This is a genomic window from Thermocatellispora tengchongensis, from assembly GCF_014202315.1.
Lineage (GTDB): Bacteria > Actinomycetota > Actinomycetes > Streptosporangiales > Streptosporangiaceae > Thermocatellispora > Thermocatellispora tengchongensis.
On the sequence record NZ_JACHGN010000001.1, the window covers coordinates 225,493 to 238,869 of the forward strand.

At 72.3% G+C, this 13,377-nt stretch carries 16 protein-coding genes; 11 read left to right on the forward strand and 5 right to left on the reverse strand.

What is annotated here, in order from left to right; translation table 11 throughout:
• The first annotated feature begins 10 nt into the window (after positions 1-10).
• The 8 genes from HNP84_RS01100 (at position 11) to HNP84_RS01135 (ending at position 6,756) form a co-directional block, all read left to right on the forward strand.
• The gene (locus HNP84_RS01100; RefSeq protein WP_185047417.1) at positions 11-511 is read left to right on the forward strand and encodes a hypothetical protein; all 501 of its coding nucleotides are present in this window, start codon (positions 11-13) and stop codon (positions 509-511) included.
• A gap of 14 nt (positions 512-525) precedes the next feature.
• Positions 526-822: a hypothetical protein gene (locus tag HNP84_RS01105; protein ID WP_185047418.1), complete on the forward strand. Its 297-nt coding sequence runs from the start codon at positions 526-528 to the stop codon at positions 820-822.
• Complete coding sequence (locus HNP84_RS01110) at positions 809-3,472, forward strand: hypothetical protein (protein WP_185047419.1); 2,664 nt, start codon at positions 809-811, stop codon at positions 3,470-3,472. Before HNP84_RS01105 ends, HNP84_RS01110 begins: the two co-directional genes overlap by 14 nt.
• Complete coding sequence (locus tag HNP84_RS01115; protein ID WP_185047420.1) at positions 3,456-4,730, forward strand: hypothetical protein; 1,275 nt, start codon at positions 3,456-3,458, stop codon at positions 4,728-4,730. The genes HNP84_RS01110 and HNP84_RS01115 overlap by 17 nt, the downstream gene beginning before the upstream one ends.
• Before the next feature lie 15 nt (positions 4,731-4,745).
• Positions 4,746-5,261 (forward strand): hypothetical protein, encoded by a 516-nt coding sequence (locus HNP84_RS01120; protein WP_185047421.1) that lies wholly within the window; start codon positions 4,746-4,748, stop codon positions 5,259-5,261.
• Entirely contained in the window at positions 5,258-5,605 is a 348-nt protein-coding gene (locus HNP84_RS01125; RefSeq protein WP_221335720.1) for a hypothetical protein, read from the forward strand. Before HNP84_RS01120 ends, HNP84_RS01125 begins: the two co-directional genes overlap by 4 nt.
• A gap of 2 nt (positions 5,606-5,607) precedes the next feature.
• Positions 5,608-6,426 (forward strand): peptidoglycan recognition protein family protein, encoded by an 819-nt coding sequence (locus HNP84_RS01130; protein WP_185047422.1) that lies wholly within the window; start codon positions 5,608-5,610, stop codon positions 6,424-6,426.
• A gap of 108 nt (positions 6,427-6,534) precedes the next feature.
• A complete protein-coding gene (locus tag HNP84_RS01135; protein WP_185047423.1) occupies positions 6,535-6,756 on the forward strand; it encodes a hypothetical protein in 222 nt (73 codons plus the stop codon).
• A gap of 86 nt (positions 6,757-6,842) precedes the next feature.
• Here the strand turns inward: HNP84_RS01135 and HNP84_RS01140 are convergent, their stop codons facing one another.
• The gene (locus HNP84_RS01140) at positions 6,843-8,096 is read right to left on the reverse strand and encodes an NsdA family TPR-like regulatory protein (protein ID WP_185047424.1); all 1,254 of its coding nucleotides are present in this window, start codon (positions 8,094-8,096) and stop codon (positions 6,843-6,845) included.
• A 228-nt stretch (positions 8,097-8,324) separates the two neighbouring features.
• Between HNP84_RS01140 and HNP84_RS01145 the strand changes: the two genes are divergently transcribed.
• The 3 genes from HNP84_RS01145 to HNP84_RS01155 all read left to right on the forward strand — a co-directional run bounded on the left by HNP84_RS01145 (position 8,325) and on the right by HNP84_RS01155 (position 9,178).
• Positions 8,325-8,537 carry a hypothetical protein gene (locus HNP84_RS01145; protein ID WP_185047425.1) on the forward strand — a complete coding sequence of 71 codons (213 nt, stop codon included), beginning with the start codon at positions 8,325-8,327 and terminating at the stop codon, positions 8,535-8,537.
• The gene (locus HNP84_RS01150; RefSeq protein WP_185047426.1) at positions 8,534-8,848 is read left to right on the forward strand and encodes a hypothetical protein; all 315 of its coding nucleotides are present in this window, start codon (positions 8,534-8,536) and stop codon (positions 8,846-8,848) included. Before HNP84_RS01145 ends, HNP84_RS01150 begins: the two co-directional genes overlap by 4 nt.
• A 123-nt stretch (positions 8,849-8,971) precedes the next feature.
• Positions 8,972-9,178 carry a hypothetical protein gene (locus HNP84_RS01155; RefSeq protein WP_185047427.1) on the forward strand — a complete coding sequence of 69 codons (207 nt, stop codon included), beginning with the start codon at positions 8,972-8,974 and terminating at the stop codon, positions 9,176-9,178.
• A gap of 304 nt (positions 9,179-9,482) precedes the next feature.
• Here HNP84_RS01155 and HNP84_RS01160 read toward each other — a convergent pair whose 3' ends face one another.
• From HNP84_RS01160 to HNP84_RS01175, 4 genes are read right to left on the reverse strand one after another with little or no spacing between them, the layout of a single operon-like run.
• Positions 9,483-11,693 (reverse strand): FtsK/SpoIIIE domain-containing protein, encoded by a 2,211-nt coding sequence (locus tag HNP84_RS01160; protein ID WP_185047428.1) that lies wholly within the window; start codon positions 11,691-11,693, stop codon positions 9,483-9,485.
• Positions 11,690-11,860, reverse strand: a complete 171-nt coding sequence (locus HNP84_RS01165) for a hypothetical protein (protein ID WP_185047429.1) — start codon at positions 11,858-11,860, stop codon at positions 11,690-11,692. The genes HNP84_RS01160 and HNP84_RS01165 overlap by 4 nt, the downstream gene beginning before the upstream one ends.
• Complete coding sequence (locus tag HNP84_RS01170; protein ID WP_185047430.1) at positions 11,861-12,319, reverse strand: DUF3307 domain-containing protein; 459 nt, start codon at positions 12,317-12,319, stop codon at positions 11,861-11,863.
• Positions 12,316-13,335 (reverse strand): hypothetical protein, encoded by a 1,020-nt coding sequence (locus HNP84_RS01175; RefSeq protein WP_185047431.1) that lies wholly within the window; start codon positions 13,333-13,335, stop codon positions 12,316-12,318. The genes HNP84_RS01170 and HNP84_RS01175 overlap by 4 nt, the downstream gene beginning before the upstream one ends.
• Positions 13,336-13,377 lie beyond the last annotated feature (42 nt).

Here is a 13,377-nt window from a genome sequence, read left to right on the forward strand (position 1 = left end):
GGGAACCGTGGTGGGTGGATCGCTCAGGGATCGGCTGCGGGCCCGGCAGCGGCCGAGCGTGCCGTGCCGCCTCCAGGTGGACGACACCGCCGCCGCTCAGCGGGCGGCGGAGGAGGCGGTGGTGGCGCTCCGGCTGGCACAGGCGCGCGGCGCGGCCCCGGAAGAGGTGACCGCCGCCCGCGAGGCCGTGACCGCGGCTCAGGCGGCGCTGGAGGCGTGCTACGCCACCGTGACCGTCACCGCGCTCCCACCGGGGGACCTGGAGGCGCTGGTGGCCGCGCACCCGCCGCGCGAGGGCAGCGACGACCGCGAGTGGAACACCGACACGTTCCCTCGGGCGCTGCTGCTGGAGTGCCTGCCCGGCGACATGACCGGCGAGGAGTGGGCGGAGTTCCTGGCCACCTCCTGCTCCGATGGTGAGGTGGCGGCGCTGGAGCAGGCCGCGCTGGCGGTTAACGTGCGGGCACCGGACGGCACGCTCCCAAAAGGCTGGATCGAGACCATCAGCTAGCGCTGGAGGTCGAGGTGGCGGCCCGCTACCGCATCCCGCACTCGGTGTTCCTGTCGTGGGATGCCGACGACCGGGACAAGGCGATCTGGCAGCACGTCCGCGAGCGGCAGACATGTGGCGGGTGCGGGACGCGCCGCGCCGAGTGGGACCCGGCGCAGGGCGGCCGGGCGGATGCCTACACCCCGAAGGCCGAGCAGTGCCCGGGGTGCGCGCGGATCGAGGTGCTGTCCAAGGGCCTGCCCGAAGGGGCCGGTCACCGGATCGTGCTGGTGCCGAACGTCGAGGAGGAGGTGAGCCGTGCCCAAGCGTGACCTGAACGTCAAGATCGATGGCGATCCGAAGGGGTTCATCGCTGCGGCCCGCGCCTCCCAGGGCGCCGCCAAGCGGTTCTCCGACGAACTGGACCGGCTGAACAAGAAGCGCGCCCTGGACAGCGTCACCAAGGGCGCGGCCGACGCCAACCGGACCTTCACCGACCTGTTCGGCACCATCGGCAAGATGGGGCCGGGCAGCGTCGCCCTGCTCGCCGCGGCCATCGCCGCCCTGCCGGCGACCGCGGGCGTGGCGGCGGCCGGGGTGACGGCCGCGCTCGGCGGCGGCCTGGCCGCGGTCGGCCTGGTCGCCGCCGCCCAGTCCTCCCAGGTCAAGCGCGAGTTCTCCGACCTGGCCGCCGACGCCAAGACGGAGCTGGCCGACATCGCCGAGCCTCTGGAGGGCAGCCTGCTACGGGCGGCCGGGGTGGCGCGCGAGGTCGGCCGCGACCTGGCTCCCGATCTTGAGGACGCGTTCGCCAAGCTCGCCCCCAAGATCGATGGCTTTGTGGCGCGGGTCGGGGCGGGAGCGGCTGAGAACCTGGGGCCCGCGCTCGACCCGGTGGCCGAGGGCTTCGGCACGCTGCTCGATGCTCTCGCCAGTCGATCGGATGTGGTCTTCGGGAACATCGGTGACGCGATCACCGAGCTGGCCGAGACCACCGAGGAGCACGCCGACGACATCGCCTCGGTGGTCGAGCTGCTGTCCTCGGCGGGCAAGGGGGCGGCCGACGGGGTGGGCCGGCTCGCGGATGAGTGGGACGGCCTGCTGTCCGGCATCGAGGACTGGTATGAGTCCGCCGGGGCGGTCGGCCCGGACCTGGACAGTTCCGGCGATGCTGCCCGCCGCGCCGCCGAGGGCGCGTTCGAGGCCGCGCGGGCGTTCGCCGAGGCCGCCACGGGCGCCGGCGACGCCGCCAACGACGTGGACCGCCTGACCACCGCTCTGGAACGGTTCTTCGAGCCCGCGCTGGCGGCGCTGTCAGCGTCGAACAACTGGCGCGACAGCCTGGCCGAGACCCGACGCGCCCTGAAAGAGGGCAACGTCAGCGCGCTGGAGCGGTCGCAACTGCTGGAACGGCTGCTCGGCGACCTGGCCAACTGGGCATCCGCCGAGGCCGAGGCGACCGGCGCCACCAAGAGGTCCAGTGCAGCCTTCGAGGCCAACGCCGCGATGCTGGTGCGGCTGGCCGGCAGCAGCAAGCAGGGCCGCGCCGCGCTGGACGCGCTCGCCGGCGGGTTCGGGTACACGATCGAGCGGGCCAAGGGCGCCACCATCGTCACCGACCGGTTCGGCAACCGGGTCAAGGTGCTGCCCTCGGGCAAGGTCGTGAAGATCGAGGCCAACACCCGGGCGGCGAACAACGCCCTGAACACAACTCGGACCCTGCTCGGGCGCATCCAGAACAAGACCGTCACCATTACCGCCGTGCGGCGGGGCGACTGGTCCACGCCGCGCAACCCGGGCACGTCCCGGGAGTTCCACGGCTCCACCGGCGGCATGGTGTCCGGGCCCGGCACCTCGACCAGCGACAGCATCCCCGCATGGCTCAGCGACGGGGAGTTCGTCGTCAACGCCCGCGCGACCGCCAGGCACCGCCAACTGCTGGAGGCGATCAATGCCGGGAAGTTCGCCCGCGGTGGACTGGTGCGCGGGTACGCCACGGGTGGCCTGGTCTCCCGGGTGCCGATCTCCGAGTTCATCGACCGGTGGCTCGGCGCGGCCGAGGGCACCACCAGATCGGACGTGACCGAAGCTCTGCGGCGGCGTAAGGATGCCGTCGAGCAGTTGCGCCGCGCCGAGCGCAAGCTACGGGAGGACCGGCGCGAGAACCGCAGCGCCCGGACCATCGCTGACTCTGAGGCGCGGGTGGCTAAGGAGCGGCGCGACCTGGCCGCGGCCACCGACAAGCTGCGCACCGTCGAGGCCCGCTACAACCGTGCCCGGTTGTCGCCGGTGGCGAAGCTGTCGGCCGGGCTCGCTCTCGGCATCAAGAACATGGCGGCGTTCATCCGCAACATCAAGCGGATCGAAGAGCGCGGCTACCCGGAGCTGGCGCAACAGCTCGTGGCCATGGGCGGCCCCGAGGCCGAGAAGATCGCCGCCGAGGCGGCCAAGCTGCCCGATGCCAAGCTTCGCTCGTTGAACAAGCAGGTGAGCACGGCGGCGCGGCAGCAGCGCACCCTGGACTACCTGCCGCAGATCCTCGCCGTCCGCGAGGCACGGCGGCGCGGCGCGTCCAACCCGGCCGCGCTGGCGGCGGCCACCGGCATGAGCGAGGAGGAGATCGCCGAGGTCCTGCGCGCGATGCAGGGCTACGCCCGCGGCGGGATCGAACGCTACGCCGCCGGCGGACGCCGCCCGGGCCCCGGCATCACGTCGAGGCCCACGGTCCTCTTCGGCGAGGGCCGCCACCCCGAGGGGTTCGTGCCCTACGACCCGGCGCACCGGCCCCGCGCCATGGGGCTGGTAGCGCAGATGGCCCGCGACTTCGGCATGACCGGCGGCGGCCACGTCACCCAGGTCACCAACGTGCACGTGACGGTCCAGGTGGCGCCGACCGCCGACCGGGCCGCGATCGGGCGGGAGATCAACCAGGCGCTCACCGAGTACGCGCGGAAGGGGGGCCGGCTTGTCACAGCTTCCTGAGGTGCACATCGAGGTGGCGTTCAGCACCGGCGCCGTCATGGGGACCGCGCTGCACCTGGACGACGCCTCGCGCGGCCTGCTCGACATGGGCACGCTGGCCGGGTCGGACCTGTGGGAGGACGTGTCGGCCTACGGGCGGGGCGTGTCCACCTCGCGCGGCTCCAGCCGCATCGAGGGGCCGGTGATCCGGTATGAGGCGGGCCGGGCGACGATCCGCCTCGACAACGCTGACCGCCGGTTCGACCCGACGAACATGTCTGGGCCGTACGTCGCGGCCGGGCGCACGCAGGTCACCCCGATGCGTGAGGTCCGCATCCGCGCCACCTGGGCGGGGGTGACCTACCCGGTGTGGCGCGGGTTCGCCGACTCGTGGGACCTGGAATGGGACGGCCCGGAGTGGGCGGAGACGACCGTGCCGTGCACGGACGGCTTCAAGGTGCTCGGCAACCGGAGGAGGGCCGCTGTCGCCCCGGTCGGTGCCGGGGAGGACTCCGGCGCCCGCGTGAACCGCATCCTCGACTCGGCGAACTGGCCGGAGCTGGACCGCATGGTTGCCGCCGGCGACTCGACGTTGCAGGCCACCACCTTGGAGGGTGACCCGCTCGCCGAGCTGCAGCTTGTCGCCGACTCCGAGGCGGGCGAGCTGTATGTGGACGGGTCCGGGCACGTCACGTTTCGGGGGCGTCTGGCCCTGCTGCAGGACGAGCGCTCCAATACCCCGCAAGGGGTGTTCGGTGACCAGGATGGTGAGCTGCGGTACGCCGACAAGGGGCTGTCCATCTCCACCGACGACGCCACCCTGTACAACGAGGTGCGCCTGACCCGCGTCGGCGGCACCGAGCAGGTCGAGCAGGATCTCATCAGCCAGGCCGAGTTCCAGATCCGCACCTTCGACCGGTCGGACCTGCTGCTGGAGACCGACGCCGAGGTGGCCGACTACGCCGCGTGGATCTTGCACGTGAGCCACGAGCCCGAGGTGCGGTTCGACTCCATCCGCATCAAGCCACTTCGTGACCCCGACGCCCTGTTCCCGCAGGTGCTCGCCCGCGAGATCGGCGACAGGATCACCATCATCCGCCGGCCGCCCGGCGGCGGCGACCCGATCGAGCGGGACTGCTTCATCCGCGGCATCGCCCACGAGATCGGCCTGGACAACTGGGAGACCACCTGGTCGCTGCAGTCGGCCGAGCGGATGTCGTTCCTGACCCTCGACCATCCCGTGCTCGGCGTGCTCGACAGCAACGCCCTGGCCTACTGAGGAGGAGACCACACCGTGGCCTTTCACACCTTCACCGCCGGCGAGGTGCTGACCGCCGCCAATCTGATGAACGTCTTCGCCCAGTCCGCGTACGCGATCAAACCGGGCGATGAGTCGGTGACCAACAGCATCACGCCTCAGAACGACGACCACCTGTTCCTGCCGGTTGAAGCCAACACCGTGTACTGGCTGGATGCGTTCATCAAGGCGGACGGTGCGGCGGCGGCCGAGATCCAGATCGGCTGGACCGGCCCGGCCGGGGCGGACCTGGACTGGATCAGCGACGGGCTCACCACCGCGGCGACCACGGGCGTCGATGCGGTGTCCAGGTCGCTGCAAGGCATCACGAACCTGCCCAACGTCGGCCTGATCGGGTCCGGCAGCAACGTCGTCATCCCGATCCGTGGCGTGCTCACCGTGGCGGGCACTGCGGGAACGCTGCAGTTCCGGTGGGCGCAGGGCGTGGCGAACGCGACCGCGACCCGGGTCCGGGGCGGATCGGTGATGCGGCTGACCCGGATGACGCCGTGAGAGGCAACGCGACGCTGGACGTGTTCATCATCGCGGGCATCATCGCCGGCGGTCTCGGCCTGCTGTTCGTGCTCGCCCGGATCGGGCGGTACCTGTGGCGGCTGTTCCAGGGCATCGACGACTTCCTCGACGACTGGCGTGGGGAGCCGCCTAGGCCGGGCGTCCCGGCGCGGCCGGGGGTGATGGAGCGGCTGGAGCGGGTCGAGCAGGAGGTCGTGGCCGTCCGGCACGAGGTCACCACCAACGACGGGTCCAGCCTGAAGGACGCGGTCAAGCGGGTCGAGACGAAGCTCGGCGAGGTCAAGAAGACGCTCGGCACCCACCTCGAAGGACTGGAGGACTGACCATGCCGTGGCTGACGCAGCTCGCCGACGTGGCGCAGCGTACGGGCTGCCCGGTGGTCGAGGTGACCGGGTGGCGTACGCGCGGCCACGGCCCCCAGCCCGAGGTGCGCGGCATCGTCTGCCACCACACCGCCGGATGGGCTGACATGCATATCGTGCGCGACGGCTGGCCAGGGCTGGACGGGCCGCTCAGCCACTTCTGGCTCCGCCGCGACGGCACGATCTACGTGGTCGCCGCCGGCCGGTGCTGGCACAACGCCCCGTCCACGTCGCCCGACCACGACAACAGCAGCTCGATCGGCATCGAGGCGGAAAACGACGGCCGCGCGCCCTGGCCCGCCGTACAGCTCGCCGCCTTCAAGGCGCTGTGCGCCGAGCTGTGCCGCGAGTTCGGCCTGACCGCCGCCGCGGTGAAGGGCCACAAGGAGGTCAACCGGCAGAAGGTGGACCCCCACAGCATCGACATGACCGCGTTCCGGGCCGAGGTCGCCCGGCTCATGAAGGGAGAGCCCGCCATGGCCACCGCCAAGGAGACCTGGCAGCACGAGCTGAAGGTGCCGTTCGGCACGCCGGAGAACCCCTCGTGGCAGGCTGGGAACATCCTGGTCAACGTCGCGAAGTGGTCGCTGGAGCAGCGCACCACGCTCGCCACGCTGGGCGCGAAGCTCGACGCGCTCATGGTGGCGAACCGCGAGCTGGCGGCGGCCCTGGCCGCGCACCACGCCGAGATCGATCCGCACGCGCTCATCGCCCGGATCGAGGCCGCGATCGAGGGCATCACGATCCGCCTCGACGTGCCCGACACGCCCGCCGGCACCTGACCGGTGCTCGACGACCTCGTCCGCCTCTACCTCATCCAGGCCAGCCGCGCCCGTGGCTGGCCTTCCTCATCCTCGCCCTCGCCCGAGGGCCGTCCCGTGGAGGGGCACATGAAGATCGGAAAGTACTGGAAGAGCATCCTCGCCACGACCGGCGCCGTCGTCGTCGCCGGCGAGGCCGTCGTCTCCGATGGCGTCATCACCGGCAACGAGTGGGTCAACCTGGTGATCGCCCTCGCGACCGCGGTCGGCGTCTACCTCGTACCCAACACCGAGGGTGGCGAGGCGGCGCGGACTCGGGGCTACCAGGGGCAGCACGGCGACCGCTTCTGACGCTGGCCCGGCGCACGACCAGCACCGCCCCCGCTCCATCCCCACGCGGGGAGGGGCGGGGGCGCCTTCGTCATGCCCAGGGGGTGCTACACCTCTCCAGGCTGATCTGGAGAGCCGAGCGCGGCGAGCGCGTCGCCTACCGCCTCGGCGGCCACGCGGGCGCCGGCCTCGGCTAGCGCATGTTCTGTGGCTCGAAGCTCCGTCATGGCATACGGGTTCACCGCGGCGGCATCCGGGGCCGTGGCCACGGCCACCGTCACCGCTGCTTCGGCGTCGCCCTCGACAGCGTGTGCTCTGGCCAGGCACGCGCCGAACCAGGCCCGGTCGCGACGGTAGGACTCCGGCAGGCCCGACAGACCGCGCTCAATCAACTCCGCCGCGCGCCGTCCTTCGCCGAGCTCCAGTTCGGCCATGCCGCGCTGCATCAGGAACCAGTGCTCGCCGTAGAAGTACATCCACGCGGGTTCGTCGTCCGGGTGCTCCGCCGCACGCCGGATCAGCTCCTCGGCCTCTCCCAGGCGGGTGCGCGCCTGGTTGGCCTCGCCCATCTGGGCGTGCCCGCGTGCGCTCATCTGAGCGGCCATCCCCTGGACTCCGAGGGAGGTTCGGCCATCGTGCCAGCGGGACGCCTCGGCGAGCCGTACGCATCGCTGGGGGTCCTTCAGGCTCCACGCCTGGTGTGCCTTCATATTGAGCGTCGTCGCGGCGAGGGAGGCGTCTCCGGCCTCCAGAGCCCAGGCGTGCGACCGGTCGTACCAGCGCAGCGCTGCGGCGAGATCGCCGGAGTCCTGGCACATCCACGCCACGAACTGCGCGTACTCCGCCAGCACGCCCACGATGCGGTCGCCGAGCGGCCCAGTGGCTCCGCGGGCGAGGTCTGCCACCGTCGAGAGCTGAGCGCGCACCACAGGAAGCAGCGGCCGGCTACCAAGGGTGTCCTCGATGCGGCGGTGCTCGGCGAGGCAGCGTTCCAGCCACTCGATCGTCGCGATGTCGATCCGCTGAGGGTCCTCGACGACGCGCGTAATCCTCTCGTACAGGTCGGCGTCGGGGGCCAGCGACGGGATCTCCAGCGTCGGGACGGGCGTCGGCTCCGTGCCGAACAGGGCGGCCGATTCGACTTCAAGCGCCCGCGAGATCAGCATGGGGTACGGGTCACGCGGCCGGTGGGCGCCGCTCTCCCAGCTCTTCACCAGCCGGATCAAAGAGGACCGTTGCGGCATGGGGATGTCCATCGCCGCGGCGATCTCGGCGATACGGCGCGCGAGGTCTTTCTGGGCCCAGCCGCGGGCGAGCCGCGCGGCGCGCAGCCGGTCGGCCAGGGCCGAGTTCTTCGTCACGGCGAACACCTCGGGGGCTCGGGGACGCCTTTATCCCCTAGTTTCCCCTAGCCGCATCTGTCCATGTGCGGTTACTCAGCGTTGAGATGGGGGGCGTCCACGTAAGCGGAGCCCGCAGGCGCGGTCACGCCGTACGGGCTCCTTGACCGCACGTCGGAGGTGCGATCCGTGAGCCACTTTAGGACAGGCCAGCACGCGCCGGGACGGCCTTACACCCCGGTCTGGCCCTTGACCTTCGAGGCCGCGTGCCGAGCAGCCGCCGCCGACCTCGATCAGCTCGAACCGTACTGGCATGTCCTGTACGGCGTTGCCTCGCGCCGGTTCTTCGCCCTCCCGCTCTGGAACGCGCCGCGCGGGTTGTACGCGCAGGCGCGCAACGTCCAGGACCTGATCGCGGAGATGCGCACCGCCGAGGACGTGTGCCGGGCAGGGATGCGATGAGGGCCAGGACCGGGATCGTGTGCCGCCCCGACCCGAGGCCCGTCATCATGCCGCCCCCGGCGGTCTACCCGTGGGAGTGCCACGACGGCACCGGCCGCACGGCCACCGGCGTGGCCCGCAGCTTCGGCCGGGCCATGTGCTACCTCGCTGAGGCCATGGACAAGATGCGCCAGCCGGGCGCGCACGGCCGGATTCAACGGGCCTGGCCGGACGGCTCACGGTTCGCGGCCTTCCGGTACGACCACCTGCCCGTGATCCGCGCGCACCGGGACGGCGACGGCACGCTCGTCATGGAGTTCACCGGTGCGTGACCAGAGCAGGCGCGGCGGCGCCCGACCCGCCCAGGCGTGCAGCCGCCGCGCCGTAGATCCCGCACGCGCCCACGCAACGAGGGGCGTTGGGCACGTGCGGGTTCCACCCCCTGGGGGGTCGCGATGACCGCCCCGCACGTCGAGGACGACGTACGGCGGCGCATCCTCGCCGAGTACGCGGTGGAGTCCCCCGACCTGTCCGGCCGACCCGACCCCGACAGCTACGAGTGGATTTGGTGGAAGGTCGAAGAGGCGCACATCAGACAGGAGCGTGCGCGCGCGGAGCGCCGCGCCCAGCTCTGGGGTGGAAAGCCGGAGTACTACACCTGACCCCCGGTCGCCGCGGCCCCACCGACCCGCGGCGGCCGGGCCCCGACGCCCCCCGCAAGGACCGCGTGTCTTCCCTCCGCGGCCGTGGGGTGGCCGCCCCGCCAGGCGTCTTGAGGTGGTGCCTGGCGGGGCCTCTTCATGGGTTAGGCCGCCGAAACCGAGTTAGGTTCCTAACCCGCCCCGTAACCTCCCCGGATCGGGCGGTGACCTGGGAGAAGTTAGATCAGTTAGGCCGGTTAGCCCGCCCTCGCGCACGGCCCTGAGAGCCCTACAGGGCAGCCTGGGCGAGGGCGGGCGACGTAACTTAACCCTCGCCTTCCTCGGCCGCCGCGCGCTGCCCCAGGGCCTCGTCGATGAGCCTCGGCGCGACCGGCCACCGGTTGCCCGTGGACGGCACCCGCACCCCGAGCGCCTCCAACTGCTCGCGCAACGCCTTGCCCGTCAACGTCTTGTACGGCGCCCACCGCGGCGCGTGCGCGGCCAGCAGCGCAGGCAGGTCCGCGGCCGGAACCGGGTCCTGGTCGAGCACCGCGGCCAGGTCCTCCAGCAGATCCCGCGACTCCTCCACCGCCACGGCCGCGCCCCCGGCGCCGATCCCGGCCTTCTTCCGCGCGGCCATGGCGCGCTCGACCACCGGCGTGACCTCATCGACGCCGGCGCCCTTGGCGATGTAGAAGGAGCGCAGCAGGCCCGGCCGGGCCTGGAACCCGCGCGCCATGCACGTCCCGACATCGCCGGGCCCCTCGGCCGTCTTCGGCTCCAGGCTGGTGGCGGAGATCCCGGCCGTGTAGGAGCCGGTGCCCAAGATAGCGTCGTTGGACTGCTGGTCACCGATCGCGAAGCACGCCTTGTTGCTGGTCACGGCCATGACCTTGCGCGGCAGCGACGCCGTGGACGGCTCCGGCGTGGCGAACACCAGCGTGACCGCGTACTTCCGCGCCGCGCTGATGAGCTTGACCGTCAGGTCGGCGGCCTCCTCGCCCATGTCCGGGTGCATGAACAGGGCCTGGCACTCATCCACCACCACGATCCGGGGCCGCAGTCGCGGGTCGGCCTCGGCCAGCTTGCGGTTCACGGCACGTTCGCCGTGCTCCTGCAGCGCCCGGCCGCGCACGCTGAGGTCGTCATACACAGCGCGCAGCGTGTCCAGGCACGCCTCCACGACCTCGTCTCCGGGCCCGGTCAGCAGTGTCCGCAGACGCGGGCGCATCGGGTCGTAGTCGGCGTTGGTGGCCATGACGAACACGTCCACCTCCACCAGCGGGTCAAGGATCGCCCCCAGCAGCAGCGTGATGATCAGCGTCGATTTGCCGGAGCCCATCATGCCCGCCACCGCGTAATTCGCCTCCGACAGGCGGCCGAGCACGACGCCGCCGCGAATGTCCACCCCGACCGGGACACCCTTGAAGTAGTCCGCACCCCCCTCGACCAGCAGCGGCCACGGCGGTACCGGGCCGGTCAGCGAGCCCTGGTCGGCCACCCACAGGTCCAGCACGCCGGGCTGTGACCTCGGCTCGGTCGGCCACACCTCGACCGGGAGCCTGACCAGGTTGTGCGCCAGCACGCTCTTCTTACGGTTGATCATGTCCACGGTGACGCCGAGCGGCAGTTCAAGCTGCGTGCGCCACCCCTTGCCGTCGCGGCCGGTGGGCAGCACGACCCGCGGCTTCCACCCGCCCTTGAACGCCTTGTCCAGCGGGCCGATGCCGAGGTTGCGCAGCGCGTTGAGGATCGCGCTCTCATCGGGGAATGCGCCGCGCCCGTCCTCGCTCACGGGGCCGCCCGTGCCGCTGGCCAGCCATCCCGGGCCGGTCGTGGCGCGGCGGCGGCCCTCGCGCCACCCCGCCACCACCAGCAGCACCGGCAGGCCGGCCACCAGCAGCTTCCACGCCAGCCCGGCGGCGGCGAACAGCCACCGCAGCACGGCCCCGGCCCAGCGGAACACGTCGAGGAAGTCACCCGCGCCGACCAGCCACACCAGCATGGCCACCACCGGCAGCAGCACCGCCAGGCCGCCGAGGACGCCGGCGGCGACCTTGGCCAGGCCGAGCGCGAGCCTGGGCAGGGCCAGCAGCCGGGCCCGGCGCCGGTCCACCGCCTGGTCCTTGCGCTCGATCCACTCGGCCAGCGCTTCACGGTCTCCGGCGGCCTCGGCGGCGCGGATCTGCCGCCGGTGCACCCCGAGCGTGGCCGCGTCCCACGCGCGTACCGCCCACGAGGCCCAGCCCCGGCCGAGCGTCACCACCGCTTCCGCAGCGCCCCGAGAGGCGCGGACCATGCGCTCGGACGGCTGGAGCTGGGCGGGCACGAGCCGCCCCACCACGGTGATGGTGCGCGGCCGGACCGGCGGCGCGGCCGGGCCCGAGGCGACCAGCTCGCCCTCGACCACGTCGGCCTCCACCGGCTCGACCTCGGCGGGGGGCACCGGCTCCAAGTCGCCGCCAGGCAGCGGCGGAGCGGCGGCGCCGTCGCGCACCACGCGCAGGTGTCCGCGCTCTGACCGTGGCTTGCTCATAGCCGCCCCCCTGCCGCCCGGCAGACCCGCAGGCCGCGCCCGTCCATCGCCGCCGCGCTCGCCGCCGTGGCGGCCAGCTTGGCGACCGCGACGGCGAGCAGGTAGAACGCGGTCCGCGTCGCGAAGAACACCACCACGACGGGCGCGGCGAGCAGCAGGGTGAACATTCAGGCTCCTCCCGCCATGATGAGCGCGGCCACGAACAGCCAGCCGACGTGCCAGGACTGGTCGAGCGCGTAGGCGCCCGTGCCCAGGTGCGGGGCGTCATCCCGGCCGGGCCGGGGCTGTCCCAACCGGTAGAAGTCGCCCTTCCCGGTGCGGTCGGCCAGCGCGGCGAGGGTGAACCGGCGGTCCGCCCAGTAGTGCGAGATGCCGTCTACGACCAGGCCGAGCACGAACGCCCACACGGGCACGCGCAGCCCGGTCACCAGCTCCACCGCCAGGACCGCGACGGCCTTGTGCGCGGCCAGGAGCAGCACGTGGTTCAGGCAGTGCCGCACGCCCTCACGGGTGCGGGCGCCCTTGCCCAGGGCCTGCCGATGGGACTGCCCCCACCAGTGGTCACCGAAGACGTGCGCGGCGTACAGCGCGCAGAACACGGCAGCGAAGGCGGCGACGGTGCTCATCGGGCACCCCCCACCGGACCGGTCCCGTTGCCGTTCCACCGGGCCAGCGCCCCGTCCGACATCAGCGCGTCCTCGCGCATCTCGGTGACCCGCCGGCGGACTTCGGGGCCCGGCTGGTCGGCCTGCTCCCGCCGCTCCTCCTCCACGTCGGTCTGGACGTAACCCGCCTGCCGCGCGCTGATCCGGGCGTACCGGCTCAGCTTCGCCCGCGACAGCTTCACCCCCTCGTCCAGACACACCCCGTAGATCATCTTCGCCAGCTCGTAGCCGTCGATCTCCGGCTGAGCGGGCACGGCCGGATCACCCTCAGAGGCCGTTCCACCCGGCCCGGCCGCGGCCTCGGGCGCGGCATCGGCGACCGCCCGCCCGTCGAGCGCTTCGGGGAACAGGTGCCGGAAGACGTGCATCAGGATGTGGCTGCCGAACGCGATCGCACCGACGAGCTGGACCGCCACCAAACCGACGATCCACCCCTCCAGCGGCCCCTCCACAAGCTTCGCGTCGGGGCCCTCGGTCATGACGAACGTGCCCAGCCCGTGCAGGTGATTGATCACGTAGCTAGTCGCCGTGAAGATCGCCACGACCGCCAGGCAGTACCAGCGTGGCCAGGGCTTATGCCGCAACACCACCGCCCCCACGAGGGCGAGCACGATCAGCCCGTCAGGGGCGAACGGGTACAGGAACGCCCCCACATCGTCGAAGTGCGCGGCCTTCGCCGCGTCCGACTGGGACGTCCACGACCCCCGGAACGCCACCGCGATCACGAGGGACAGCAGAGCGGCCAAAGCGACCGCGATCCGGCGCGCGGCCGTCGTCTGGACCACCCGCGCGGGGGTGATCCGACCGGGCCGCGCCGGCGCGTCGGCGGCGGGCGCTGACGGGGCGGACGGCTCCGCCGACGGGCGCTCGGCACGGCGCACCCGAGCGGCGAGACGGCCCCAGAGAGAGGGGCGCGGATCACCCTGCGCGGCCGTTCCGTTCGCCTCGACGGCGGCCGGTGTGAAAGTCTCGGACATGGTTCCCTTTCGGTCCTGCTGACACTGGGTTGAGGGGTTCAA